Annotated in this window: 28 protein-coding genes; 19 read left to right on the top strand and 9 right to left on the bottom strand. The window is 67.6% G+C overall.

Annotated features, from left to right (window positions below; all coding sequences use genetic code 11):
* Window positions 1–36: 36 nt before the first annotated feature.
* Window positions 37–1,005, top strand: a complete 969-nt coding sequence (locus ACSFBF_RS30480) for a Bug family tripartite tricarboxylate transporter substrate binding protein (protein WP_435473553.1) — start codon at window positions 37–39, stop codon at window positions 1,003–1,005.
* Between the two features lie 9 nt (window positions 1,006–1,014).
* Here the strand turns inward: ACSFBF_RS30480 and ACSFBF_RS30475 are convergent, their stop codons facing one another.
* A complete protein-coding gene (locus ACSFBF_RS30475) occupies window positions 1,015–1,755 on the bottom strand; it encodes an IclR family transcriptional regulator (protein WP_435473551.1) in 741 nt (246 codons plus the stop codon).
* A gap of 124 nt (window positions 1,756–1,879) precedes the next feature.
* On the opposite strand from ACSFBF_RS30475, the gene ACSFBF_RS30470 reads away from it, so the two are divergent.
* The 6 genes from ACSFBF_RS30470 (at window position 1,880) to ACSFBF_RS30445 (ending at window position 8,529) form a co-directional block, all read left to right on the top strand.
* A complete protein-coding gene (locus ACSFBF_RS30470; protein ID WP_435473549.1) occupies window positions 1,880–2,815 on the top strand; it encodes a hydroxymethylglutaryl-CoA lyase in 936 nt (311 codons plus the stop codon).
* Window positions 2,808–3,998, top strand: a complete 1,191-nt coding sequence (locus ACSFBF_RS30465) for a CaiB/BaiF CoA transferase family protein (protein ID WP_435473547.1) — start codon at window positions 2,808–2,810, stop codon at window positions 3,996–3,998. The genes ACSFBF_RS30470 and ACSFBF_RS30465 overlap by 8 nt, the downstream gene beginning before the upstream one ends.
* Window positions 3,999–4,002: 4 nt before the next feature.
* Window positions 4,003–4,983: a Bug family tripartite tricarboxylate transporter substrate binding protein gene (locus ACSFBF_RS30460; RefSeq protein WP_435473545.1), complete on the top strand. Its 981-nt coding sequence runs from the start codon at window positions 4,003–4,005 to the stop codon at window positions 4,981–4,983.
* Window positions 4,984–5,032: 49 nt separating this feature from the next.
* Window positions 5,033–5,959 (top strand): LysR family transcriptional regulator, encoded by a 927-nt coding sequence (locus tag ACSFBF_RS30455; RefSeq protein ID WP_354337108.1) that lies wholly within the window; start codon window positions 5,033–5,035, stop codon window positions 5,957–5,959.
* 61 nt (window positions 5,960–6,020) lie between these two features.
* Complete coding sequence (locus tag ACSFBF_RS30450; protein ID WP_093054094.1) at window positions 6,021–6,473, top strand: DUF2214 family protein; 453 nt, start codon at window positions 6,021–6,023, stop codon at window positions 6,471–6,473.
* Between the two features lie 7 nt (window positions 6,474–6,480).
* Complete coding sequence (locus ACSFBF_RS30445) at window positions 6,481–8,529, top strand: spermidine synthase (RefSeq protein WP_435473542.1); 2,049 nt, start codon at window positions 6,481–6,483, stop codon at window positions 8,527–8,529.
* 74 nt (window positions 8,530–8,603) lie between these two features.
* Here the strand turns inward: ACSFBF_RS30445 and ACSFBF_RS30440 are convergent, their stop codons facing one another.
* Window positions 8,604–8,942, bottom strand: coding sequence for a hypothetical protein (locus ACSFBF_RS30440; protein WP_435473540.1), 339 nt, complete (start codon window positions 8,940–8,942; stop codon window positions 8,604–8,606).
* 131 nt (window positions 8,943–9,073) lie between these two features.
* Here ACSFBF_RS30440 and argS point away from each other — a divergent pair, with 131 nt between their 5' ends.
* The 7 genes from argS to ACSFBF_RS30405 all read left to right on the top strand — a co-directional run bounded on the left by argS (window position 9,074) and on the right by ACSFBF_RS30405 (window position 17,221).
* The gene (gene argS, locus ACSFBF_RS30435; RefSeq protein ID WP_435473538.1) at window positions 9,074–10,759 is read left to right on the top strand and encodes an arginine--tRNA ligase; all 1,686 of its coding nucleotides are present in this window, start codon (window positions 9,074–9,076) and stop codon (window positions 10,757–10,759) included.
* An 11-nt stretch (window positions 10,760–10,770) separates the two neighbouring features.
* Window positions 10,771–11,535 (top strand): SPOR domain-containing protein, encoded by a 765-nt coding sequence (locus ACSFBF_RS30430; RefSeq protein WP_435473536.1) that lies wholly within the window; start codon window positions 10,771–10,773, stop codon window positions 11,533–11,535.
* Between the two features lie 142 nt (window positions 11,536–11,677).
* Window positions 11,678–12,325, top strand: a complete 648-nt coding sequence (locus tag ACSFBF_RS30425) for a thiol:disulfide interchange protein DsbA/DsbL (protein WP_435473534.1) — start codon at window positions 11,678–11,680, stop codon at window positions 12,323–12,325.
* Window positions 12,326–12,479: 154 nt separating this feature from the next.
* Complete coding sequence (gene lptA, locus ACSFBF_RS30420; protein ID WP_354337104.1) at window positions 12,480–13,193, top strand: lipopolysaccharide transport periplasmic protein LptA; 714 nt, start codon at window positions 12,480–12,482, stop codon at window positions 13,191–13,193.
* Window positions 13,190–13,984 carry an LPS export ABC transporter ATP-binding protein gene (gene lptB, locus ACSFBF_RS30415; protein ID WP_435473532.1) on the top strand — a complete coding sequence of 265 codons (795 nt, stop codon included), beginning with the start codon at window positions 13,190–13,192 and terminating at the stop codon, window positions 13,982–13,984. Before lptA ends, lptB begins: the two co-directional genes overlap by 4 nt.
* Before the next feature lie 17 nt (window positions 13,985–14,001).
* Window positions 14,002–15,603, top strand: a complete 1,602-nt coding sequence (gene rpoN / locus ACSFBF_RS30410; RefSeq protein ID WP_435473530.1) for an RNA polymerase factor sigma-54 — start codon at window positions 14,002–14,004, stop codon at window positions 15,601–15,603.
* A 10-nt stretch (window positions 15,604–15,613) separates the two neighbouring features.
* Window positions 15,614–17,221, top strand: a complete 1,608-nt coding sequence (locus ACSFBF_RS30405) for a phospholipase D family protein (RefSeq protein WP_435473528.1) — start codon at window positions 15,614–15,616, stop codon at window positions 17,219–17,221.
* Window positions 17,222–17,231: 10 nt separating this feature from the next.
* Here the strand turns inward: ACSFBF_RS30405 and ACSFBF_RS30400 are convergent, their stop codons facing one another.
* From ACSFBF_RS30400 to ACSFBF_RS30375, 6 genes are all read right to left on the bottom strand, one after another.
* Complete coding sequence (locus tag ACSFBF_RS30400; protein WP_435473526.1) at window positions 17,232–17,876, bottom strand: LysE family translocator; 645 nt, start codon at window positions 17,874–17,876, stop codon at window positions 17,232–17,234.
* 46 nt (window positions 17,877–17,922) lie between these two features.
* Window positions 17,923–18,291 carry a hypothetical protein gene (locus ACSFBF_RS30395; protein ID WP_435473524.1) on the bottom strand — a complete coding sequence of 123 codons (369 nt, stop codon included), beginning with the start codon at window positions 18,289–18,291 and terminating at the stop codon, window positions 17,923–17,925.
* A 9-nt stretch (window positions 18,292–18,300) separates the two neighbouring features.
* Window positions 18,301–18,945: a YceI family protein gene (locus tag ACSFBF_RS30390; RefSeq protein ID WP_435473522.1), complete on the bottom strand. Its 645-nt coding sequence runs from the start codon at window positions 18,943–18,945 to the stop codon at window positions 18,301–18,303.
* A gap of 65 nt (window positions 18,946–19,010) precedes the next feature.
* Window positions 19,011–19,598 (bottom strand): YceI family protein, encoded by a 588-nt coding sequence (locus ACSFBF_RS30385; protein WP_435473520.1) that lies wholly within the window; start codon window positions 19,596–19,598, stop codon window positions 19,011–19,013.
* A complete protein-coding gene (locus ACSFBF_RS30380; protein ID WP_435473518.1) occupies window positions 19,598–20,191 on the bottom strand; it encodes a cytochrome b in 594 nt (197 codons plus the stop codon). The genes ACSFBF_RS30385 and ACSFBF_RS30380 overlap by 1 nt, the downstream gene beginning before the upstream one ends.
* Before the next feature lie 87 nt (window positions 20,192–20,278).
* A complete protein-coding gene (locus ACSFBF_RS30375) occupies window positions 20,279–22,072 on the bottom strand; it encodes a sensor histidine kinase (protein WP_435473516.1) in 1,794 nt (597 codons plus the stop codon).
* An 82-nt stretch (window positions 22,073–22,154) separates the two neighbouring features.
* Between ACSFBF_RS30375 and ACSFBF_RS30370 the strand changes: the two genes are divergently transcribed.
* Window positions 22,155–23,402, top strand: coding sequence for a THUMP domain-containing class I SAM-dependent RNA methyltransferase (locus tag ACSFBF_RS30370; RefSeq protein WP_435473514.1), 1,248 nt, complete (start codon window positions 22,155–22,157; stop codon window positions 23,400–23,402).
* Here the strand turns inward: ACSFBF_RS30370 and ACSFBF_RS30365 are convergent.
* Window positions 23,388–23,858 (bottom strand): surface-adhesin E family protein, encoded by a 471-nt coding sequence (locus ACSFBF_RS30365; protein ID WP_435473512.1) that lies wholly within the window; start codon window positions 23,856–23,858, stop codon window positions 23,388–23,390. The two genes, ACSFBF_RS30370 and ACSFBF_RS30365, sit on opposite strands and share 15 nt — an antisense overlap.
* A 127-nt stretch (window positions 23,859–23,985) precedes the next feature.
* On the opposite strand from ACSFBF_RS30365, the gene ACSFBF_RS30360 reads away from it, so the two are divergent.
* The 4 genes from ACSFBF_RS30360 to ACSFBF_RS30345 all read left to right on the top strand — a co-directional run bounded on the left by ACSFBF_RS30360 (window position 23,986) and on the right by ACSFBF_RS30345 (window position 25,556).
* Complete coding sequence (locus ACSFBF_RS30360) at window positions 23,986–24,417, top strand: putative toxin-antitoxin system toxin component, PIN family (RefSeq protein WP_435473510.1); 432 nt, start codon at window positions 23,986–23,988, stop codon at window positions 24,415–24,417.
* A 237-nt stretch (window positions 24,418–24,654) separates the two neighbouring features.
* Entirely contained in the window at window positions 24,655–25,077 is a 423-nt protein-coding gene (locus ACSFBF_RS30355) for a T6SS effector amidase Tae4 family protein (protein WP_435473508.1), read from the top strand.
* The gene (locus ACSFBF_RS30350; RefSeq protein WP_435473506.1) at window positions 25,074–25,316 is read left to right on the top strand and encodes a hypothetical protein; all 243 of its coding nucleotides are present in this window, start codon (window positions 25,074–25,076) and stop codon (window positions 25,314–25,316) included. Before ACSFBF_RS30355 ends, ACSFBF_RS30350 begins: the two co-directional genes overlap by 4 nt.
* Window positions 25,317–25,319: 3 nt before the next feature.
* Window positions 25,320–25,556, top strand: a complete 237-nt coding sequence (locus ACSFBF_RS30345) for a hypothetical protein (RefSeq protein WP_435473504.1) — start codon at window positions 25,320–25,322, stop codon at window positions 25,554–25,556.
* The last annotated feature ends 13 nt before the right edge of the window (window positions 25,557–25,569 follow it).

The raw sequence follows: 25,569 nt of genomic DNA, 5'->3' as shown, positions 1-25,569 counted from the left end.
ACTGCTTTTTCAACAACGCCCCGAGGAGACAAGACCATGAAACGCCGTCAGTTCGCAGCGCAGTCCGCTGCCGCCTTTGCCATCGCGGCCGCTGCGCCGCTGGTGTTCGCGCAAGACCGCACGGTGCGCATCCTGGTCGGGTTTCCACCGGGCGGCTCGGCGGACGTGGTGGCGCGGGTGCTCGCCGAGAAGATGCGCGTGTCGCTCGGGCAGAACGTCATCATCGACAACAAGCCCGGCGCGGCGGGTCGGCTCGCGCTGGGCGAACTCAGGCGCGCGGCGCCGGACGGCAATACGCTGGTTTTCTCGCCGAGCGGCGCGATGGTGATCCACCCGTGGCTGTATCCGAACCTCGGCTACGACCCGGCGAAGGACTTCACGCCGATCGCGCTCGGCAGCACCTTCGACTTCGCGGTAACGGCCGGCCCCGGTGCGCCCGCCGGCGACCTGAAGACGGTGCTGGCGTGGATGAAGGCCAACCCGGCCAAGGCCAACTACGCCACCTCGGGGGCGGGCACGGTGCCGCACTTCGCCGGACAACTGATCGCCCAGGCGGCCGGCGTGCCGATGACGCACGTGGCCTACCGCGGCGGCGCGCCGGCGGCACAAGACCTGATCGGCGGGCAGGTGCCGCTGATGGTCGACACGGCTTCGGAAACCATCGAACACCACCGCGCCGGCAAGGTCCGAATCCTCGCGGTGACGGGCGAGCATCGCAGTCGCGCGCTGCCCGACGTGCCGACGCTGAAGGAGGCGGGCATCAACGTGACGGCCGATGCGTTCTTCGGCCTCTATGGCCCGCCGGGGATGTCGCCCGAAGTGGTCGCACGGATCGACAAGGCCGTGGCCGATGCGCTGCGCATGCCCGATGTGCAGGAGAAGATCTATTCGCTGGGGCTTGTGCCTGCGCATGCCGGGCCGAGCGAGTTGGCGGCCATCCAGGCAGCGCATCTCAAGCGCTGGGAAATGCCGATCAAGAACTCGGGCTTCAAGGCCGAGTCCTGAGCCCTCGACTCAAACCTGGCCGCTGAGTTCTTTCGCCGCAGCACGCACCGGCTCGATGTAGCGCTCTTCATAGCGGTGCGTGGGCATGGTCAGCGTAACGGCAGCGGCGAGGCTGCCGTCCGCATGGAACACCGGCGCCGAGATGCCCGCCAGCTCCGCCGTGCGGTCGCCCACCAGCGCGCAGTAGCCCTGCGCGCGGATGCCGTCGTACAGCTTGCGTTCCTTCGTGCCGCGCGGCCGCTCAGCCTCCGGGCCGAAGGCGATCAGCACGCGCGCGCCTGCGCCACGGTCGTTAGGCAGCAGGTCGCCGGCGCGCACGTGGTCGCGCACCACGTGCGATGAATCGACCCTGAACTGGCACAGGCGCACCCAGCTGTCGCCCTGGTCCTGCCGCACGTGGTACGCAGCGCTTTCGCCCGTCGTCGCGGCGAGCGAGCGCAGCACCGGCAGTACGATGCGGTCGAGCGACAGCGACGCCGCGTACAGCCCGTGCAGCCGCGCGATCTCCATGCCCAGCGCGTAGCGCCCGTCGTCCTGCCGGCGGATCAGCCGCGCATGTTCGAGCGAAGCCAGCAGCCGCAGCACGGTGCTCTTGTAGAGCTGCGTGCGTTCGGCGAACTGCGCGAGCGACAGCGCCTCGTCGCCCGGCTGGAAGGCCGAGAGCAGGCTCAGCGCGCGGTCGACAGCGGCCGCGCCGCCGGGGGCGGCGTTGAGGTCTGACACGGATTCGGTCTGGGCTTTGCGGGGCATGAGGAAGGAATGGCTCGGCTTGACAGTCGGATGTATCGACGGTCTAATTCTGTTTAACGGAATATAGTTCTGCAAGATAGAACAGTCAAGCGATTCCACGATTCCATCGAAGGAGACAAATCCGATGACACCCCCCGACGTCCTCATCAGCGAGGTCGGCCCGCGCGACGGCCTGCAGTCGGTCAAGGCCACCATGCCCACGGCTGACAAGCTGCGCTGGATCGACGCGCTCTACGCCGCCGGTATCCGCGAGATCGAGGTCGCCTCTTTCGTGCCCGCGAAGCTGCTGCCGCAGATGGCCGATGCCGCCGAGGTGGTGCGCCACGCCGTCACGCTGCCCGGCCTCACCGTGATGGCGCTGGTGCCCAACCGCAAGGGCGCGCAGGCCGCGCTCGACGCCGGCGTGCACAAGCTCACCATGCCGGTGTCTGCCAGCGTCGCGCATTCGCTGGCCAACGTGCGCAAGACGCCGACCGAGATGGTCGAGGAGGTGCGCGCCATCTCCGATCTGCGCCGCGCCATCGCGCCGCAGGTGAAGCTTGAAGCCGGCATCTCCACCGCCTTCGGCTGCACGCTGCAGGGCCTGGTGCCCGAAGACGACGTGATCCGCCTGGCCGCGCAATGCATCGAGGCCGGTGCGGATGAATCGGGCCTGTCCGACACCGTGGGCTACGCCAACCCCGCGCAGGTGCGCCGCCTCTTCAAGCGGCTGCGCGCGGAGATCGGCAAGCACGCGGGCGGGGCCCACATGCACAACACCCGCGGCCTTGGCATCGCCAACTGCCTTGCGGCGTGGGACGAGGGCGTGCGCACCTTCGACGCATCGCTTGGCGGCCTCGGCGGCTGTCCCTACGCACCGGGCGCCTCGGGCAATGCCGTCACCGAAGACCTCGTGTTCATGTTCGAGGCCATGGGCGTGCGCACAGGCATCGACATCGAAAAACTCATCGCGGCGCGCGCGCCGCTCATGGCCGGCCTGCCCGGCGAACCGGTCTATGGCATGACGCCCGAAGCCGGTCTGCCAAAAGGCTTTGTTCAGGAAACCACCGCACATGTCTGAAGCGAATCCACTGCCCTATGCCGGCGTCCGCGTCGTCGAATTCACCCACATGGTCATGGGCCCGACCTGCGGCCTGCTGCTGGCCGACCTCGGCGCCGAGGTCATCAAGGTCGAGCCCATCGAGGGCGACAACACGCGCCGCCTGCTCGGCTCGGGCTCGGGCTTCTTCCCGACCTTCAACCGCAACAAGAAGAGCATCGCGCTCGACCTGAAGAAGCCTGAGGGCGTGGAGGCCGCGCTGCGCCTCATCGCCACTGCCGACATCGTCAGCGAGAACTTCAAGCCCGGCACGATGAAGAAGCTGGGGCTCGATTACGACACGCTCAGCAAGCTCAACCCGCGCCTCGTCTACGTGAGCCACAAGGGCTTCCTGCCCGGCCCCTACGACCACCGCACCGCGCTCGACGAAGTGGTGCAGATGATGGGCGGCCTCGCCTACATGACCGGCCGCTCGGGCGACCCGCTGCGCGCGGGCACCAGCGTGAACGACATCATGGGCGGCATGTTTGGAGCCATCGGCGCGATGGCTGCGCTGCGCCAGCGCGACCTTACCGGCAAGGGTTGCGAAGTGCAGTCCGCGCTGTTCGAGAACAACGTGTTCCTGGTCGCGCAGCACATGATGCAGTTCGCCGCCACCGGCAAGGCGGCCGACCCGATGCCCAGCCGCATCTCTGCCTGGGCCGTGTACGACGTGTTCACCGTGAAAGACGGCGAGCAGATCTTCCTGGCTGCGGTAAGCGACAAGCAGTGGGCCATTTTCTGCAAGGCCTTCGGCCTCGAAGACATGCTGGCCGACCCGCGCCTGAAGACCAACAACGACCGCGTGCTGGCGCGCGAATGGATGATGCCCATCTTGCGCTCGCACCTTGCGAGCCACAGCGCGGCCGAACTCAGCGCGGTGTTCGAGCAGAACGAGCTGCCCTTCGCCCCCATCACCAAGCCACAGGAACTGTTCGACGACCCGCACCTGAACGCCACCGGCGGCCTTGCGCCGGTGCGCATGAACGACGGCAGCACGGCCAAGGTGCCGCTGATGCCGTTCACGCTGGGCGGCGAGCGGCCCGGCATAAGGCTGCAGCCGCCGCACGTTGGCGAGCACAGCCGCGAGTTGCTGAAAGAAGTGGGCTACAGCGACGAAGAAATCGCCGCGCTCGAAACACAACACATCACCCTCGGAGACTGACCCCATGTTTTTCACCACACGGCGCGCCTTGCTGGCGTGCGCCGCGGCCGCCGCATGCCTGAACGCCGCCCCCGCCCTGGCAGACACAGCCTGGCCCGACAAGCCCGTGCGCCTCGTCGTGCCCTACACGCCCGGCGGCGCCACCGACATCGTGGCGCGCCTCATCGCGCAGAAGCTCGTCGACGACACGAAGTGGACCTTCATCGTCGACAACCGCGCGGGTGGCAACGGCAACATCGGTATGGACGTGGTGGCCAAGTCCAAGCCCGACGGCTACACCGTCGGCCTCGGCCAGACCGCCAACCTCGCGATCAACCCGACGCTGTTCCCGAAGATGCCCTACGACGCGCTGAAGGACCTGGTGCCGGTATCGGTCGTGGCTTCGCAGCCCGTGGTGCTGGTGGTGCGCGCGGACGCGCCGTACAAGTCGCTGGCCGATCTGGTCGCCGCGGCCAAGGCCAAGCCCGGCGAGATCAAGCAGGCGCTCGCCGGCACCGGCACGCTGGGCCACATGGCCGGCGAGGTGCTCGCAAAGCGCGCGGGCTTCCAGGTGCTCAACGTGCCGTACAAAGGCGCCGCGCCCGCCATCACCGACCTGCTCGGCGGCCAGACCGACTACATGTTCGCCACGCCGCAAGGCGCGCTCGCCATGGTCAAGGGCGGCAAGCTGCGCGCGCTGGCCGTCACATCGGCCAAACGCCTGCCGGTGATGCCCGAGGTGCCGACCGTGGGCGAGAGCTACAAGGGCTTTGAGGCGGTGGACTGGAAGGCGCTCGTCGTGCCGGCCGGCACGCCCGCCGACATCGTGAAGAAGCTCAACGCCGCGGTCGACAAGGCGCTGGCCAAGCCCGCGACCATCTCGCAGCTGCTGGCCGAAGGCAGCACGCCCGTGGGCGGCAGTCCGGAGCAGGCGGCGCAGTACATCAAGGCGGAGCATGCGCGCTGGGGCGAAGCGGTGCGCGAGGCGGGCGTGCGGCCCGAATAGGCGCCCTCCAACTAACCAACAAACAGGCGGGCGATATAGTTTCCGCCCCATGGACCGCCTCAAGCAGCTCGAATCCTTCGTCTCGGTCGCGACGCGCGGCGGGCTCACGGCCGCGGCCAAGGCCGAAGGCGTGGCGCCCGCGATCATGGGGCGGCGGCTCGATGCGCTGGAGGAGCGCCTGGGCGTCAAGCTGCTGGTGCGCACCACGCGCCGCATCACGCTCACGCACGAAGGCAGCGCCTTCCTCGAAGACTGCCAGCGCCTTTTGACCGAGTTCGCCAACGCCGAAGCCAGCGTGAGCGCCGGCGGCATCAAGGCCAGCGGCCATCTGCGCGTGACGGCGCCGGCCGGCTTCGGCCGCCGGCACGTCGCGCCGCTGGTGCCGCGCTTTCATGCGCTGCACCCCGAAGTGACGATCTCGCTGAACCTCAGCGACCGCGTGGTCGACGTCACCGGCGAGAGCTTCGACTGCGCGGTGCGCGTGGGCGACCTGCCCGATTCGTCGCTCGTGAGCGTGCGGCTCGCCGACAACCGCCGCCGCTGCGTTGCCACGCCTGAGTTCGTGCGCCGGCACGGCATGCCCAAGCACCCGGGCGAGCTCTCGCGCTTTGCCTGCCTCACGCTGTCGAGCGATGCCTCGCAGACGCGCGGCTGGGCCTTTCGCATCGTCAACGAGGAAGGCAACCAGGAGCTGATCCACCTGCGCCCCAGCGGCCCGCTCGATTGCTCCGACGGCCAGGTGCTGCACGACTGGTGCCTGGCCGGCCACGGCATCGCCTGGCGCAGCACCTGGGAGGTCGAGGCCGAGATCGATGCCGGCCTGCTCGTGCCCCTGCTCGACGAGTTCGCCGCGCCGCCCAACGGCATCTACGCGGTGTTCGCGGGCGCCAAGCACCTGCCGCTGCGGGTGCGACTGTGGCTTGATTTCCTCAAGGAGCAATACGGCAACCCGGAATTCTGGGGTGGGAGGGCCTGAGGCGCATCGGCGGCGTCACAATCTGTTTGCATTTGCAACCCCACTCGGAAGAAAGCCATCGATGACGCTCGAAGCCATCCTCGCGTATCTGCATCTGCTTGCCATCCTCACGATGGTTGTCTTCATTTCCAGCGAGGCGGCGCTATGCCGCGTGCAGTGGCTCAATGCCGCGGTGGTCGAGCGGCTGGCCAAGGTCGACATGGTCTACGGCATTGCCGCCATCGCGGTGCTTGCCACGGGCATCGCGCGCACCTGGTGGGGCGTGAAGGGCACGGCCTGGTACTGGACCAACCCGCTGCTGCACGTGAAGCTGGGGCTCTTCATCATCGTGGGCGTGCTCTCGATCTTCCCGACGCTCACCTACTTCCGCTGGCGCAAGACGCTGCGCGCCACCGGCAAGCTGCCGGCCGAGGCCGACATCAAGAAAACGCGCAAGCTGGTGATGGTGCAGGCGCACCTGATAGCGCTCATTCCGCTGGTGGCGGTGTTCCTGGCACGCGGCTTCGGCAAGTAAGCCCGGCATGGGACACCCCGGCATCCAGCTTCTGTTTGCCGGAACCATCTTCAGCAGCGCGTTCCTGCTGTTCCTGGTCCAGCCGCTGATCGCGAAGCAGATTCTTCCGTGGTTCGGCGGCTCGGCCGCGGTGTGGTCGATCTGCATGGTGTTCTTCCAGGTGGTGCTGCTGGCGGGGTACGCGTATTCCGACTGGGTCACGCGCCATCTGCGCATGCGGGCGCAGGCCGTGCTGCACGTGGGGCTGCTGCTCGCGAGCCTGGCGTTTCTTCCGATCGTGGTGGGCGCGAACTGGAAGCCCACGGGCACCGAAGACCCGGCCTGGCGGATCCTGGGTCTGCTGTTCGGCACCATCGGCCTGCCGTACTTCCTGCTCTCGACCACCGGGCCGCTGGTGCAGTCGTGGGTGGCGCGCACGCCGTGGGGCGCGCAGGTGTACCGATACTTCTCGCTGTCGAACCTGGCGTCGCTGCTGTCGCTACTGAGTTATCCGGTGCTGATCGAGCCGCGCAGCACGCTGCTGCAGCAGGCGCACGGATGGTCGTGGGGCTATGGCGCGTTCGTGGTGCTGTGTGCCGGCACGACGCTGTACATGGCGCGGCGATTGACGGCCGAGGCAGTGCCGCTGCAGCCATCGCCGGGCCAGGCGGCCCAGGTTGTCGTGGAGGACGAGCCGCCGCGCGTCGCCGACTACCTCCTGTGGCTCGCGCTGCCGGCACTGGCGTCGTGGCTGCTGCTGGCCGTGACGAACCACATCACCCAGAACGTTGCCGCGGTGCCTTTCCTGTGGGTGCTGCCGCTGTCGCTGTACCTGCTGACCTTCGTCCTGTGCTTCGAGAGCGACCGCTGGTACCGGCGCGGCGTGTTCCTGCCGCTGGCGGCCGTCATGCTGCTGCTGTGCGCCTTCGGCCTGCAGCATCACATCGGCGCCGAAGTCCGCATCGCGCTGCCGCTGTATGTGTCGGGGCTGTTCGTGCTGTGCATGTTCCTGCACGGCGAAACCGCGAAGCTGCGGCCGGGGCCGCGCTACCTCACGCGCTTCTATCTGATGATGTCGCTCGGCGGGGCGCTGGGCGGGGTGACGGTCGGGCTGGTCGCGCCGCATGTGCTGGTGGCGTACTACGAGCTGGGGCTCGGCCTGATGCTGACCGCGCTGGCGGCCGCGGCTGTGCTGCGTCAGCGGGTGTGGCTGCGGGTCTGCTGCGTGGTGCTGGCCGCGTGCTGCACGCTCTTCCTGCTGCTGCAGGTCGGCAGCGACCGGTCGGGCGCGCGCAGCCTGCAGCGTAATTTCTATGGGGCGCTGCTGGTCTACGACACGACGGGCGATCCGCCGTCCGACAACGTGCGTCAGCTGGCGCATGGGTCGATCAAGCACGGCTCGCAGTTCCTGGACCCGGAGCGTCGGCACGAGCCCACCACCTACTACGGCGAGACCTCGGGCATCGGCCGCGCAATCGACTCTGCGCCGTCCGCGCCGCGCCGCGTGGGCCTGATCGGGCTGGGAGCCGGCACGCTCGCGACCTACGGCCGCAGCGGCGACGTCTACCGCTTCTACGAGATCAATCCGCAGGTGTTCGCGCTGGCGGACAAGGAATTCAGCTTCCTGCGCGACAGCGAGGCGCGCATCGAACGCGTGCTCGGCGATGCGCGCCTGGCGCTGGAGCGAGAGCCGGCGCAGGGTTTCGACGTGCTCGCGGTCGACGCCTTTTCAGGTGACTCGGTGCCGGTGCACCTTCTCACGGCCGAGGCGATGGACGTGTACCTGCGCCACATGAAGCCCGACGGCGTGATCGCCTTTCACGTGACCAACCGGTTCCTGGCGCTCGCGCCCGTGATCGCCAAAGTGGCCGAGGCCCGGGGGCTGCACGCGGTGCTGGTGCACGACGAGGCCGAGCAGTCCGATTGGCTGCATCGCACCGACTGGGTGCTGGTCGCGCGCGATCCGCAGGTGCTGGCGCGCGAGCTGATACGGGAGGCCGCGACGCCGATCGCCACGAAGCCCGGGCAGCGGCCCTGGACCGACGACTTCAACAACCTGCTGGGCGTGCTGAAGTAGCGAACACCGGCTCAGCCATGAAAAAGGCCCGCACGTGGCGGGCCTCTTTTCACAATTGTCAGTGCAGCGTGGCTTCAGGCCTTGGCGTCTTTCTCGCACTTCTTGATGAAGCTGTTCTTGGCGGCGCCGGCCAGTGCCTTGCCGTTCTTGTCGACGGCCTTGGCAGCGCAGGCGGGAGCCGCTGCAGCCTTGGTGTCTTTCTCGCACTTCTTGATGGAGCTGGCCTTGGCCGCGCCTGCCAGTGCCTTGCCGTTCTTGTCCACAGCCTTGGTTTCGCAGCTTGCGCCGGCGGCGGCAGCGGGTGCAGCAGCGGCGGCGGGGGCTGGTGCCGGGGTGGCGGCCTTGTCTTGAGCCTGTGCGGCGCCGAAGGAAAGGCAAAGGCCCAGTGCGACCAGGGAAAGGAGCTTCTTCATGGTGATGTGTCCTCGCAAGGTTGAGTTGTGACAGGTTCCCCGCCTCGGGGCAGACCATCGTAACGGGCGAAGACAGGGATCGGATGACCATCGTCAACTGCTCTCGGGTTTGCCCCCGGTAAAATTCCCGGATGCTATTGGTCAAACAGGAGCTGCTCGCGGCGCTCGCGAACACGCTCGAATCCTTCTCGCCCGGCGCTGGCTCCAAAGCCGCGTTCGAGTCACCCAAGGTGGCTGCGCATGGCGATTTCGCCAGCACGGCCGCCATGCAGCTCGCCAAACCGCTGGGGCGCAAGCCCCGCGAACTGGCCGAGCAACTGAGCGCTGCGCTGCTCGCCACCCCCGCTTTCGGCCAATGGGTCGAGGCCATCGAGATCGCCGGCCCCGGCTTTCTCAACATCCGCCTGAAGACGACGGCCAAGCAGCAGATCGTGCGCGAGGTGCTGTCGGCCGGGAATACTTTCGGGCAGCAGCCGGCCACCGGCGAGAAGGTGCTGGTCGAGTTCGTCTCTGCCAACCCGACCGGCCCGTTGCACGTCGGCCACGGCCGCCAGGCCGCGCTGGGCGACGCCATCTGCAACCTGCGCGCCTCGCAGGGCGAAAGCGTTTGGCGCGAGTACTACTACAACGACGCCGGCGTGCAGATCCAGACGCTGGCCACCAGCACGCAGCTGCGCGCCCGTGGCTTCAAGCCCGGCGACGCCGAATGGCCCAGCGGCGAGAAGGCCCCGGCCTATAACGGCGACTACATCGCCGACATCGCCGAAGACTTCAAGGCGAAGAAGACCGTCAAGTCGGAAGACCGCGAAGTCACCGCCAGCGGCGACATCGACGACCTCGACGCGATCCGCGAGTTCGCCGTGGCCTATCTGCGCCGCGAGCAAGACCTGGACCTGCAGGCCTTCCGCGTGCATTTCGACCAGTACTACCTGGAGTCCAGCCTCTACACCAGCGGCCGCGTCGAAGCCGCGGTGCAGAAGCTCGTGGCCGCTGGCAAGACCTACGAACAAGACGGCGCGCTGTGGCTGAAGTCGACCGACTACGGCGACGACAAAGACCGCGTGATGAAGAAGCAGGACGGTACGTACACGTACTTCGTACCCGACGTGGCGTACCACATCGCCAAGTGGGAGCGCGGCTTCCACAAGGTCATCAACATCCAGGGCACCGACCACCACGGCACCATCGCCCGAGTGCGCGCCGGCCTGCAGGCGGCGGGCGAAGGCATTCCCCAGGGCTACCCCGACTACGTGCTGCACACCATGGTGCGCGTGATGAAGGGTGGCGAAGAGGTCAAGATCAGCAAGCGCGCCGGCAGCTACGTCACGCTGCGCGACCTGATCGAGTGGACCAGCACCGACGCCATCCGCTTCTTCCTGCTCAGCCGCAAGCCCGACACCGAATACACCTTCGACGTCGACCTCGCGGTGACGAAAAACAACGACAACCCGGTTTATTACGTGCAGTACGCGCATGCGCGCATCTGCTCGGTGCTGGCCGGCTGGGGCGGCGACGCCGCCACGCTCAAGGACGTCGACCTGTCGCCGCTCGAAAGCCCGGCCGCCCAGGCGCTGATGCTGCTGCTGGCCAAGTACCCGGCCATGCTGACGGCTGCGTCGAAGGACTTCGCCCCGCACGACGTCACGTTCTACCTGCGCGAGCTGGCCGCCAGCTACCACAGCTACTACGACGCCGAGCGCATCCTGGTCGACGACGAAAAGGTCAAGCTGGCCCGCCTGGCGCTGGTCGCCGCGACCGCGCAGGTGCTGCACAATGGCCTCGCGATTCTCGGCGTCAGTGCGCCGAGCAAGATGTGAACCTCCTCACCATGAAGAAGACAACCAGACAACGCGGCAACATCGTCATCGGCCTGATCATCGGGCTGGTGCTCGGCCTGGGCGTCGCGCTGGGCATCGCGGTCTACGTGACCAAGGTGCCGATCCCGTTCGTGACCAAGACGCAGCGCGGCGGCGCCGAGCAGGACGAGGCCGAAGCCCGCAAGAACCGCGATTGGGACCCGAACGCGCCGCTGGCCGGCAAGGCAGGCGCCGCCAAGCCGGCGCCCGCACCCACCGGCCCGGTTAACCCCGTCACCGGCGAGCCGGCAACTACCGCCGTGGCCCCGGTCACCGCACCACCCACGACCGCACCGCCGGTGCCCGTGGTGGTGGCGCCCAAGCCGCCTCGCACGGCGCCGGTGCCGGCCGAAGCCAACGCCCTGCCGCCGTCGAACGATCCGCTGGGCGACCTGGCCCGGGCGCGCTCGGGCGGCGGTGCCAGCTCCGGCAGCACGACCACCGCGTCGGCCGCACCGAGCAGCAACAGCAACGCCGGCAGCAGCAGTTCGGGCCCCGATCCGTTCATGTACTTCGTGCAGGCCGGCGCCTTCCGCACCACCGACGACGCCGAGGCGCAGCGCGCCAAGCTGTCGCTGATGGGCGTCGAGGCCAAGGTCACCGAGCGCGAGCAGGCGGGCCGCACCGTCTACCGCGTGCGCGCCGGCCCCTTCAACAAGAAGGACGACGCCGACCGCCTCAAGGAGCGGCTCGACGGCGGCGGCATGGATTCGGCCCTGGTTCGTGTGCAGCGCTGACCCGGCAGCCGACACAAATAGCCCCTAAGCTTCGCCGCGCGGTGTTTGCCGCCACCATCCACTGCCTCGGGCGCGCCGGACACGGGGGAACTCCCCGCCGCGCGCCGGCTCAGTCTGCCGTAACAACTGGAGAGCTCTTTCAATGAAACGTCGTGACTTTTCGCTGGCCGCCACTTCGCTCGGGCTGCTGTCCCTGGCCGCCAACCCGGCCCACGCCCAGGCGCGTGCACCCAAGGCCGGCACCGAGTACCTGGTGCTCGACAAGCGCGTGCCGGTCGACGCGCCCGCCGGCAAGATCGAGGTGGTCGAGTTCTTCTCGTACAACTGCCCACATTGCAACGACTTCGAGCCGGCGCTGGAAGCCTGGATCAAGACGGTGCCCAAGGAAGTTGCTTTCCGCCGCATCCCGGTGCCTTTCGTGGGCAACGACGTCGAAGCCAAGCAGCGCCTGTACTACGCGCTCGAAGCCATGGGCAAGGTCGACGAATATCAGCCGAAGGTGTTCAACGCGATCCACGCGCAGCGCCAGAACGTGAACGGCGACGCCAACATCATTGCCTGGGCCACCGCCAACGGCCTGGACGGCGCCAAGTTCAAGGAAACCTTCACTTCCTTCGGCGTGGCCAGCAAGGCCAAGCGCGCCTCGCAAATGACCGACGCCTACAAGGTGGCTGGCGTGCCGGCAATGGCCGTGGCCGGCCGCTGGTATGTGGACGGCGAAACCGCCGGCAACATGACCAAAGTGCTTCAGGTCGTGAACTATCTGATCGGCGAAGCGAAGAAGGGCTGACCCCCCAAGATCGCGGCCCGGCGGAGCCGGTTCCGCGGTGTTCCCGGAAGGAATCCAGGAAGAAAGTCAAGCCCGCATCGGCGGGCTTTTTCATCTGTGCGTGCGGGGCTGACGCAATCAGCCGCATACAATGCCGAGCAAGTTTCGTGCCTCTATGACATTGCACTCTCACCCCACCACTCCCTTCCTCCGTCGCATCGGCCGCTTGGCCGCCGGCGCGCTGTTGCTGGCCGGCCTTGCCTCGGGCGCCCTGGCCGAGACCGCCGACCGCACCAAGCCGATGAACATCGAGTCGGACTCGATGCGCTACGACGACCTGAAGCAGACCAGCGTGTTCACCGGTAACGTGCTCGTTACGAAGGGCACGATCATCATCCGCGGCGCGCGCATGGACGTACGCCAGGACCCCGAGGGCTACCAGTACGGCGTGGTCACGGCGGCACCGGGCAAGCGGGCCTACTACAAGCAGAAGCGCAATGCGCCCGACGAGTGGATCGAGGGCGAGTCGGAAGTCATCGAGTACGACAGCCGCGCCGACAACGTCAAGTTCATCCGCAACGCCACCATGCGCCGCCTGCTCGGCGCCACGCCGAACGACGAGAGCCAGGGCGCGTTGATCGTCTACGACCAGAGCAACGACACCTACACGGTCAACGGTTCCACCGTGCCGCCGAACACCGCCGTCAACGCGTCCACCCCGGGCGGGCGCGTCAAGACCATCCTGACCCCCAAGGCCGCCACCGCACCGGCGGCCGGTGCTTCGGCTCCGGCCGGCGCGAAGGCGCCGCCGCCAGCGCCCACGCCGGCACCAGGCAAGGGCCTGCGCCAGAGCACCACGCTCAGTGACCAGGGAGAAACCCGCAAGTGATCGAAACCGCTGGAACGCAGGACGCCAACGGCGCACCGGGCAGCCGCCTGGTCGCGCGCGGCCTGAAGAAGAGCTACGGCAGCCGCACGGTCGTGAAAGACGTCTCGCTCGACGTGCAAAAGGGCGAAGTCGTCGGGTTGCTCGGGCCGAACGGCGCGGGCAAGACCACCTCGTTCTACATGATCGTGGGGCTGGTGCGCGCCGACGCGGGCGACATCACCATCGACGGCGAGCCCATCGCCCACATGCCGATCCACCGCCGCGCCCGCATGGGCCTGAGCTACCTGCCGCAGGAAGCCTCGATCTTCCGCAAGCTCACGGTCGAGGAAAACGTGCGCGCCGTGCTCGAGCTCCAGATGGAGCCCGACGCGAACGGCAAGATGGCGCCGTTGTCGAAGCAGCACATGGACGAGCGCCTGGCCGAGCTGCTGGCCGACCTGCGCGTCGACCACCTGCGCGATTCGCCGGCGCTTGCGCTGTCGGGCGGCGAGCGCCGCCGCGTCGAAATTGCGCGCGCGCTGGCTACGCAGCCACGCTTCATCCTGCTGGACGAGCCCTTCGCCGGCATCGACCCGATCGCGGTGATCGAAATCCAGCGGATCATCAGTTTCCTGAAGGAGCGCGGCATCGGCGTGCTCATCACTGACCACAACGTGCGTGAAACGCTGGGCATCTGCGATCACGCGTTCATCATCAGCGACGGGCATGTGCTGGCACAAGGCACACCCTCGGAGATCGTCGACAACGCCGAAGTACGCAGGGTGTACTTGGGCGAACACTTCCGCATGTAAGGGCGGGAGCGGTTCCCATGAAGCAAGGGCTATCCCTTCGCGTCTCGCAGCATCTGGCGCTGACGCCGCAGCTGCAGCAGTCGATCAGGCTGCTCCAACTCTCCACGCTCGAACTGAGCCAGGAGGTGGAGCAGATGCTCGACGAGAACCCGTTCCTCGAGCGCACCGCGGAAGAAGCGGCGCGCGAGGAGTTCGGGCTCGACACGGCCGATGCCCCGGTACCGCGCGATGACGGCGGTGATAGCGGCGACGGCGAGAGCGACTTCGCTTCGCCCGCCGCCAGCGCGTCCACTGCTTCCACCGAAACCAGCACCACCACCACGGCCGACACCGACGGCCCCGCCGCCGAAATCGCCGAGCGCGAGCCCGACTGGGAAGGCGACGGCACCGTCGACATGGCGCCCGACGACAGCGAATGGGGCAGCGACGCGCCTGCGCGCCAGAACAACCTGGGCGACGACGAACGCGCCGACGCCACCGAACTCGCGCGCAGCCAGGAATCGCTGCAGTCCTTCCTGCACCGCCAGGCGCTGAGCCTGCGCCTGAACGAAAACGACAGCGCCGCGCTGCGCTTTCTCATCGAATCGCTCAACGACGACGGCTACCTCGAAGACTCGCTGCCCGCGCTGGCCTCGGGCCTGGCCGGCGACGACAACGACCAGTTCGACGACCTCGTGCACCACTTTCAGGTGGCGCTCGGCCTGCTGCAGAGCCTGGAGCCCGCCGGCGTCGGCGCGCGCGACCTAGGCGAATGCCTGGGCATCCAGCTGCGCGCCCTGGCCCGCGAGGACGAGACCGAGCAAGAGGAGCTGGTCCGCAAGATCGCCATTGCCATCTGCAAGCAGCCAATGGAGCTGCTTGCGCGCCGCGACTTCAAGCGCCTGGCCACGCTCACCCGCAGCAATGAGGAACTGGTGCGCTCGGCGCTGCAGATCATTGCGCGGCTCGAGCCCAAGCCGGGCCGGCGCTTCGTGGACGTCGAGCGCAACATCGTCATTCCCGACGTGATCGTCACCAAGACGGGCCGCGGCACCAACGTGAAGTTCCGCGTCATGCTGAACCCCGAGGTCATGCCACGCCTGCGCGTGCACGACATCTACGCCGGCGCGCTCAAGTCGCACAAGGGCGAAGGCAGTCAGGCGCTGTCGCAGCGGCTGCAGGAGGCGCGCTGGTTCATCAAGAACATCCAGCAGCGCTTCGACACCATCCTGCGCGTGAGCAACGCCATCGTCGAGCGGCAGAAGAGCTACTTCGTGCACGGCGAACTCGCGATGCGGCCGCTGGTGCTGCGCGAGATTGCCGACGAACTGGGCCTGCACGAATCGACCATCTCGCGCGTGACCACCGCCAAGTACATGGCCACGCCCTTCGGCACGGTCGAGCTCAAGTACTTCTTCGGCTCGGCACTGGGTACCGAGACCGGCGGCAATGCGTCGAGCACCGCGGTGCGCGCGCTGATCAAGCAGTTCGTCAGCTCGGAGAGCATCAAGAAGCCGCTGTCGGACAGCCAGATCTCCGAGATGCTGAAGGAGCAGGGCATCGAGTGCGCGCGCCGCACCGTGGCCAAGTACCGCGAGGCGCTGCGCATCGCGCCCGCCAACCTTCGCAAGGCCCTGTAGAAAGCCACCGATGACCCGTCGCCTGCTGTCGCTTTCGCGTTGTGGGCACTGGGTTTTCGTCATGGCGGCGGTCTTGCTGTTCGCCGGCTGCGCCACATTGCCCGACGAGGCGCCGCGACCGCCCACCAAGGCCATGGCCGTCTCGGCCGACACCGCCCTCGGCAAGATCGCGCTGGCCTCGCAGCCCGACCCCGACCTGAGCGGCTTCCGCCTCATGCCCGGCGGCGACTTCGCCTTCGACACCCGCATCCAGCTGGCCCGCCGCGCGCAGCGCACGCTCGACGTGCAGTACTACCAGATCGAGAACGACGAGACCGGCCGCTACCTGCTGCGCACCCTGCGCGACGCCGCCCAGCGCGGCGTGCGCGTGCGGCTGCTGATGGACGACCTCTACACCGCCGGCGAAGACGAGCTGCTGCTCGGCCTCGCCGCCACGCCCAACGTGGAGCTGCGCCTGTTCAACCCGTTCCCGGCCGGGCGCGGCAGCCTGCTGAAGCGCTTCAGCGCCTCGCTCTTCGACTTCAGCCGCGTCAACCGCCGCATGCACAACAAGCTGTTCATCGCCGACGGCGCGATGGCGGTGGCGGGTGGGCGCAACATCGGCAACCAGTATTTCAGGCGTACCGCGGGCGAGAACTTTCTCGACCTCGACACCTTCGTCACCGGTGCGCTGGTCCCGCGGCTGGGCAGCCTGTTCGACCAGTACTGGAACAGCATCTACGTGCGGCCGATCCAGTCGGTGGTGAGCAGCGACCTGTCGCGCGAGGAGCTGCAGAAGCGCTTCGACGTCGCCACCGGCCCTGACACCACGCCACCGCCGCCGCCGCCCGCGCCCAACGACCTGCTCGGCTACAGCCCGATGGCGGAAGACCTGAACGCCGGTAAGCTCGGCCTGATCTGGGCCACCGCAGAGGCCTACGCCGATTCGCCCGAGCGCGTGATCGGCAAGACCGCCTCCTACGGCGGCGTGCCGTTGCTCGACGTTGACAGCGTGCGCTACAACGTGGTCGAGCAGATGCGCCGCGCGCGCTCCGAGGTGACCATCGTCTCGCCATACTTGATTCCGGGCGCCTCGGGGCTGGAGGTGATGCGCGAGATCCGCGGCCGCAACGTGAAGATCAGCGTGGTCACCAATTCGCTGGCCGCCACCGACGAGCCGCTGGTGCACACGGCCTACCGCCGCTACCGGCCCGACATGCTCAAGCTCGGCGCCGACCTCTATGAGCTGAGCTCCACGCGTACCCGGCGCAGCGTGCGGCTCGGCCTGTTCGGCACCTCGGTGGGCAGGCTGCATGCCAAGTCGGCGGTGATCGACCGGAGCATTCTTTTCGTCGGCTCGATGAATTTCGACCCGCGCTCGGAGACGCACAACACCGAAATCGGCCTCTTCATCCGCAGCCCCGAGATGGCGCAGCAGGCGTTGAAGCTCATCGATGTGCTCAAGCAGCAGGGCGCCTACCGGCTGCGCTTTGCCGAGGGCAGCAGCGAGTCGCGCATCGAATGGGTCAGCGACGACGCCGGCAAGCTCACCGTGCTGACCGAGGAGCCCGACTCCGGCTTCTGGGACCGGACCATGCTCGAGATCCTGGCGCCGCTGACGCCGGAGAGCCTGCTGTAGCTTCGACCCTTCAGTTGCCGCGCACGGCCGACCAGATGAGCCGCAGGCCCAGCAGCCCCATCACGCCGCCGGCGGCCCGGTCGATCCAGACCTTGTAGCGCAGGTAGGCCGAGCGCGGCGCCGCCGAGGACAGCGCCAGCGCCACGATGGCGTACCAGCCCGTCTCGATGCAGAGGATGACCGCCGGCACCGCGAGTGCCAGCACCAGCGGCACCTCGCGCGGCAAAAAGGCCGCGAAGATGCTGGCGTACACCACCGCCGTCTTCGGGTTGCTGACCTGCGTGGCCAGGCCCAGCAGGAAGGCGCGGCCGCTGCGGCCCTGCTGGCGCGGCGAGGCGCCCGTCTCCTGCGTCACGGCAAGCGGCTGGCGCGCGCCGCTCCATATCCGGATGCCCAGGTAGACGAGGTAGGCGCCCCCCAGGCCCTTGATGGCCACGTACAGCGCCGGCACGGCCAGGAACGCCGCCTGCAGCCCGGCCAGCGCGGCGATCGCGAAGACCAGTCCGCCGGCACCCATGCCCAACGCGGCAGCCAGTCCGTCAGCGCGAGAGCTCACGGCGGTGCGAGCCACCATCACGAAACTTGGGCCGGGGCTCATCGCGCCCACAGTCATGGCGCCGGCGATGCCGAGCAGGGAAAGGGTGGTGTCCATCATTCAGTTTCCTTGGTTGTCGCCGAGCGCAGATCGCCCGTCCGCCGCATCACAGGTTCTTCCATTCCTCGACGACGATCTGGAACCGGTCCTCGTAAAGCACTTTGCCGGGATTGCGCGAGCGCAGCATCCGGACAGCGGTGTCATGTTGGATCAGAAGCGCCGCGAGGCTGCGCATCTGCTGGATCGACTCGGTGGCGCCATCCTTGAACCAGGCTACGGCGTTCCTCGACCAACCGGCACTCGAGAACGGAGGGCAGGGCAGATTCGCGTTGAACCACGCATAGATCGCTTCGAGCCGCTCTTCTTCCGCGGCCGTGAGTTCGCCCTTGTCTCGCAGGATGCGGGTCTCGGTGACGAGCCCGCTGAGCTGCCGGTGATCTTCCTCGTCGCCTCCAACCACGAACCGGATGAACATGAGCCCGTGTCACTGCACGTTGACCGCTTCGACCTGCACCAGCAGCTTCACCTTGTTCTCGAAGCCGAAGTTCAGCCCCCAGGTGATGCCCCAGTCGCTGCGCTCCACCGTGGTCTCGAAGTCGCCGCCGCACACCTGGCGGTTGATCAGCGGGCTCAGGTAGCAGTTGAAGCGCACGGCCTTCAGCGTCACCGGCTTGGTCTGGCCCATCAGCGTGAGCGTGCCAGGCACGTCGACCACCTTGCCGCCGCTGAAGTCGATGCGGTCGGCCACGAAGCGGCCGGTTGGAAACTCGGCCACGTTGAAGAAATCCTTGCTCTGCACGTGGCGGTTGAGCAGGTCTACGCCGGTGTTGATGGAGCTGATGTCCATCGTGATGTCGACCTTGCCGCTGGCGCCGGTGCCGTCGATCTGCACCGAACCGTCCTTGGTGCTGAAGCGCCCGCGGTTGGTGGTGGTGCCGTAGTGGCCCATTTCGTACATCACGAAGGTGTGCGTCGGGTCGACCACGTAGTTGGCGTTTTTCACCGGCCCGCCTGCGGGCTTGGCAGCCACGGCCGGTGCGGTGTATTCGGGCTGTTGTGGTTGCTGTTGCGCCGTGGCGCCGGTGAACGCGGCGGCCGACAGGGCCGTGGCGAGAAGGAGCTTTTTCATGGCGTTGGTTGTGTGGGTCATGAAAGAGGAAGGTGAGTGAGGAGAGGGCGGGCCAGACCGGCGGTTCATAGCGGCCCGAGGCCCGCGAGCGTGAACTTGAAGCGCACCTGCACCTCGTTGCCGACCATCGAGGTGTCGGTCCATTCGCCGTCGCCCACCTTGTAGTCGAGCCGCTGGATCGTAAAGCTTCCGGTGGCCACCGCGTAGTTGCCGCCAGCCGCCGCGATGCTGACGGGCACCGTCACGTACTTGGCCGTGCCCTTGATGGTGAGCTTGCCCGCCATCTCGAACTTGCCGTCGCCCAGCGCCTTGATGGCGCTCGACTGGAAGCTTGCCTGCGGGAAGTGCGCGGCGTCGAACCACGGCTGCTTGGGCAGCTCGGCGTCGCTCATCGGCACGCCGAAGCCGGCGCTGGCCGTGTCGATCTGCAGCGCGACGCTGCCGCCCTCGGGCTTCTTCGGGTTGAAGGCGACCTGTGCGTCGAACTTCTTGAACGTGCCTTCCACCGGCACGCCCATCTGCTTGGTGACGAAGACGATCTGGCTCTTGTCGGCAACGAGTTTCGCGGCCGCAGGCTCGGCGCCCGCTGGCAGTGCCATCGCGAAGGCCAGCGCCGCGAGCGACGGCAAGAGGCGGAAAAACAGGCGCTTCATCATCGAGCAGATTCCTTGCGTGGCCCGGGCCACATGCGTTTCAGAAGACCGTCGCGGTCGATCCAGTGGTGCTTGAGCACGGCAGCCACGTGCAGCAGCGTGACGCCCGCCAGCGCGAAGGCGCAGTTGCGGTGCAGCGGCTGCAGCACCGCCTCGGCGAAGTCGTGGTCGACCGGCACGAAGTCGGGCAGCGGCAGCACGCCGAACCACGCGACCGGCATGCCCATGGCCGAGCTGTAGGCCCAGCCGGACAGCGGCACCGCGAAGAACAGCAGGTACATCAGCGTGTGGCTGATGCGGTAGCTGGCCAGCTGCAGGCGCGTCATGCCCGGCGGGAGCGCCGGCGGGCGGTGCCCCAGCCGCCACAGCAGCCGCAGCGCCGACAGCGCGAGGATCGTGATGCCCGCCCACTTGTGCCAGCTGTACACCTTCAGCCGCAGCGGCGAGAACGGCAGGCCCGTCATGTAGAGCCCCACGCCGAACGAGCCGACGATCAGGGCTGCGAGCAGCCAGTGCAGCGCGATCGCGAGCGGGTCGTAGCGCGGGCTGCGTGGATCGGCGGCGAGGGGAGGGGGGGATGTGTCGGTGGACATCGAAGGCAGGGCTGGCGGCCTGTGCGCGGAGCATATATCGGAAGCCATGACAGCACAGCAGGGCCCGTGCCAGCCCGGTGGCCTCGGTCAGCCCCGCGCCTGCTGCGCCTTCAGCAGCACGCCGCGCAGCTCCTCCGGCTGCACCGGCTTGCGCAGCGCATGCCAGCCGCGCTCGGCGGCGAGCCGCTGGGTGGCTTCGTTGATGTCGGCCGAAATCAGCGCGATCGCCAGCGAGGGCTTCTGCCGCTGCAGCTTCTCGGCCAGCGCGATGCCGTCGAGCGCGCCCGGCAGGCGGATGTCGCACAGCGCCGCGTCGAGCGCGCGCAGGTCGGCCAGCGCCAGCGCCTCGGCGGCGCTGGCATAGACGCGCGGCTCCACTTCCCATTGCAGCAGCAGGGCCGAGAGGCTGTCGGCCACCACCGTGTTGTCTTCCACCACCAGCACGGCGAGTCCGGGGCGCAGTGTGGCGCCGTCGTCGTGCGACATGGACGCAGGGCGCGCCGCCGCCGCCACAGCACCTTCCGGCGCGGCAGGCAGCTCGAAGCTGAACACCGACCCCCGCCCCGGCGCCGAGCGCAGCGACACCGCAATGCCGAGCTGCGCCGCCAGCCGCCGCACGATCGCCAGGCCCAGCCCGTGGCCGCGCTGCAGGTTGCGCTCGACGTTGCCGATCTGCTCGAAGTCGTTGAACACGCGCTGCTGCGCGTCGGCCGCGATGCCGATGCCGCTGTCGCGCACCTCCACGCGCCAGGCCCGGACGGTGCCGCGGCGGCGCGCCCGCACGGCCAGCAGCACGCGTCCGCGCGGCGTGAACTTGACGGCGTTGTCGACCAGGTTGGCGAGCACGCGGCGCAGCGACACCGTGTCGCTCCAGGCGATTGCGTTGTGCGGGCAGCGCACCAGCACCCGGCCGTCGCCCGCCTGCCGGGCCAGTTCCTGCAGCAGCGGCGCCAGCGCCACCGCCACCGGACGCAGCGGATCGACCGCGGCCTCGATGCGGCCGATTTCCAGCAGCTGGTTGGTCAGCCCCTCCAGCGCCTGCTGCGCGCGCGCCAGCGAGCCCACCGTGTGCTGCACCGCTTCCATGTCCGCGCCGTTGTTCAGCTGCTGGCGCAGCACCTCGGCCTGCAGGCCGATGGCCATCACCGGCTGGCGCAGGTCGTGGTTGGCGGCCGAGAAGAAGCGCAGCCGCTCGGCCTGCGCATGCTCGGAGGCGCGCAGGCCAGCCAGAGCCTGCTCGCGCAGGGTGCGCTCGTTAAGCCGCAGGCCGATGTTCTCCTCGAGCTGGCGTGAGCGTTCGGCCACCAGCTTCCACATCATCGCGGTCAGGCCGATGCCGATGACCGCCACGGCCATCATCACCGGCGCGCCCATCCAGAGGCCGGTGACGATGATCGGCGCCAGCAGCAGCGTGATCGCCAACTGCGTGGCCGGTGTGTAGAACGACACCGAGAAGGCCGACGACAGCGTCATGCCCATCAGGATCAGGCCCAGCAGCAGCTGCAGGTCGGCGCTTGCGGGGTTGAACAGCAGCACCCCGGCCAGCCCATGCGCCAGCTCCCAGATGGCCGTACGCAGCGTGTGCGCGCGCTGCGCCTCGCGCAGCGTTTCGGGTGTGAAGGGCTCTGGCAGGCGCTGCGGGAAGAAGCCGCGCATTACCGTCACCCCTGTGACCAGCGCGATCCAGACCAGCGCGCGCGTCAGCGAGTACTGCCACGCGAAGAGCGCCGCCACGCCGCAGTTCAGCAGGTACTGCACCAGCAGCACCGGGCCGATGGGCCGCACGGACAGCCGCAGCACCTCGCACTGGATCGCGAAGCGGTCGTCGCTGCTGTCGCTGGCGGCGGCCGGCGCGGTCGGTGATGCGGGGGTGGGGGTCATCGGCGAATCGACTATATAGAGAAGGTGCGTGACGCGGCGACAATGGAGTCCCCTAGTCGGGTTCCCCGATGGCCTAATTTCCGTGAACGATCTCTCCTTTTTCCTGCCTTGCGCCGCCGGCGTCGAGGAATTCCTCGCCCAGGAGGTGCACGCCCTGACCGGCCGCGCCGGGCAAGACCTGCTCACGCTGCGCGGCGGCGTGCGCGTGCGCGCCGACTGGCGCGATGGCCTCAAGCTCAACCTGCACTGCCGGCTCGCGCAGCGCGTGCTGGTCGAACTGGCCCACGCGCCCTACCGCAACGAGAACGACCTGTACGCCATTGCCAACGGCGTGGCCTGGGAGATCTGGTTCACCCCGAAGCAGACCTTCAAGATCGAGACCACCGCCCAGCACAGCCCGCTGCAGAGCCTGAACTTCGCCACCCTGCGCATCAAGGACGCCATTGCCGACCGCTTCCGCGCCAAGGCCAACGGCGTGCGCCCGAGCATCGAGACCCAGTGGCCCGACTGCCGCGTGTTCGCCCACCTGACCACCGACACCTGCACGCTCTACATCGACACCTCGGGCGAACCGCTGTTCAAGCGCGGCTGGCGCCAGGACAAGGGCGACGCCCCGCTGAAGGAAACCCTGGCCGCCGCCATGCTGGCCGCCAGCGGCTGGTGGAACCCCGAAACCGGCGAAGTGTCGGCCCAGCCGCTGTACGACCCCTGCTGCGGCAGCGGCACCATCGCCATCGAGGCGGCGCAGATCGCACGCGGCATCGCGGCCGGATCGCTGCGGCGCTTCGGCTTCGAGAAGCTGCTGCCGTTCCAGGCGCACGTGTGGGCAGCCATCAGGCAGGAAGCCGAGACGGCCGTGCGCGAGGGCGGCGTGGCGATCTTCGGTTCGGACGTGTCGCACCGCATGGTCGACTTTGCCGAACGCAACGCCGAGCGCGCCGGTGTGGCGCAAGCCATCGAGTTCCGCGGCGGCGACGCGCTGCAGCGCATGCCGCCGGCCGAGGGCGGCGTGATCATGCTCAACCCGCCGTATGGCGAGCGCATCGAGGTGGGCGGCGTGGCCGGCACGGGGCGCTCCGGTGCGCGCGAATCGGCGCAGACCTCGGGGGGTGAAGCGGGTGGAGAGGGTGATGGCGGCGAATTCTTCCCGCAGCTCGCCACCCACTGGAAGAAGAACTACGCCGGCTGGACCGCCTGGGTGCTCACGCCCGATCTGAAGCTGCCCAAGCAGATGCGCCTGAAGGAATCGCGCCGCGTGCCGATGTGGAACGGCCCGATCGAATGCCGGCTGTTCCGCTTCGACATGGTCGCGGGCTCAGCGCGGAAGTAGCTCGCCTTCGGGCTTCGGCTGCTGCTGTTCCCTGGCTTCCTTGGGGCGGACGGCACAGGCCGCATTGATCGTTCGCGTGACGAGGTCGCGCGCGCCGGCCAGGGTCACGGTGCGCACGTCGTCCTCCTCGAAATGCCTCACCGCGACAGGCTCGCCGACGAAATCCGGATGGCCGAAGTAAGTGGCGCTCACGTAGCGCGCGCTGCGGGCTTCGCAGTCGACCTTGGCCCGGGCCTGGAAGGAGCGGAACTTGATGCCGTCGCGGCCCGTGCGGTCTTCCGGCAGGCTCATGCGGAGGCTCACCAGGCGGTTCGATCCGTCCACCTCGACGCTGGTCGGCTCGACCTGCACGTAGCTGCTGGTGGCGTCGCCGGGCGTGCCCGACAGCGTGAACCACTCAGCCCGGACACCCGCGGATGCAAGCAGGACAAGGCAGAGCAGCGGGAGACGTTTCATGAAAGAGGGCGGATGCTGTGATGGGGCAGGGCGCGCAAGCGCCGGGGGCATTGTCGTCGGCCGAACCGACTCGGGCCTGACGCCGGCCCCGCATGGTGCAACATCGGCGATATCCCCCGCACATTCCATGACGTTGACAGAACCCTCCGCCCCCGTCGTCATCGACACCAACATCGCGCTCGACCTGCTGGTCTTCGAAGATCCGGCCTGGGGCCCGCTGACTGCGCGGCTTGCCGCGGGCGAACTGCGCTGGCTGGCCACGGCCGCCATGCGCACCGAGCTCGAACGCGTTCTGGGCTACCCGCTGATCGCCCGGCGCATGGCGCAGCGGGAGCTGCAGGTGCCGATGGTGCTGGCAGATTTCGACGCGCGAGTGCAGATGGTGGAAGGCATTCCGCCGCGTGCGCCCTGCGTGTGCAGCGATCCCGATGACCAGGTGTTCATCGACCTGGCCGTGGCGCACCGGGCGTTGCTGCTTAGCAAGGATCGGGCTGTGTTGTCGATGAAGAAGCGGCTGGCGCTGAGGGGTGTGGCGGTGCAGGCGGTGTTCGGGGCCTAGCTGCATCAACGGTCTTGGTGCCAGGTATCAATTGACAACCTTTTAGTCATCGACCTTTTTCTGGGCAGCACTAGATTTCAGCAAGGCGAGGATGGTTGCGGCGAACGGGCATCGCGGCCCCTTGCTTTTCTAGCGGCCCCGATGCCACCCCTTCAGCCTTTGCTATGACTGGAAATCATGCAGCCATCTTTTGCGACCCTTTGGGCGAATCACCCGACGATCAAGGGAGACGACGCCTTGCTGGACAAGGACGTCTACACGGATCAATGCGCCATCAACGTTGGTGCAGCATTCATTCGATCCAGTCTGAGCCTCGACAGCTTCCCAGGCGTTTATTCCTGGCAGAAGGACAAGCCGAAGTACCCGATCAGGGCGCAGGAATTGGCAAACTGGCTGGATTCCGGCAAGTCCGGCCTGATGTTTCGCACCGAGAAATACACGGGAAAAGAGGGGTTCGAGAAAATCGCCAAACGCACCGGAATCGTGTTCATCCAGAACTACTGGGGTGAAGGACGACAAGGCGATCACATCGACCTCTGGAATGGCTCACGGCTGACGCCTCTGTCGTCCTGGTTCCGCATTCAACTGAACATGTCATGGGAAGGCTTCATGACCGATTACCGAAAAGGCTCCGCCATTTGGTTCTGGTACGTGCCATGAGATTTATCGCTCGCATCCTCTCCATCGTTGTCGGAGCGATTGCGCTCGGCTTTATTTTCTACAAGCTCATTGGGCCTGTGGGCCATTGGTATGAGCTCAATTTTGCAAAGAACGATGGTGACTTAGGCCAAGCGTACATGGTCGCACTCACCGTTCAACTCGTCGCATTGATAGCAGGCGGCTGGCTCGGCGACTGGGTATTTCGTAAATGGCGGCAGAAGCAGCTTGATCGTCAGTAGCTCATGTTGCGACTGCTCTGCATCTTGGCTGGAGTGCTGGCACTCAGTTTTCTGGTTACGAAGGGCGTGCTCGCGCCCATTGGGCAGTGGTACGAAATGAACAAAGCCCGGAACTTCGACGATTTGTCCGACGCCTTTGTGCTTGCTCTTGTTGCGCAGGCGATTTCTGCTGTCGTGGGCGGTTGGCTGGGCGATCGGGTATTTCGCAAATGGCGGCAGAAGCGTCTTGACCGCCAATAACCCCCGTAACGAC

It is taken from the genome of Variovorax nivicola, from assembly GCF_051216475.1.
GTDB lineage: Bacteria > Pseudomonadota > Gammaproteobacteria > Burkholderiales > Burkholderiaceae_C > Variovorax.
Note: the sequence above shows the minus strand (reverse complement) of the source record. Positions and strands in the feature narration are given on the sequence as shown.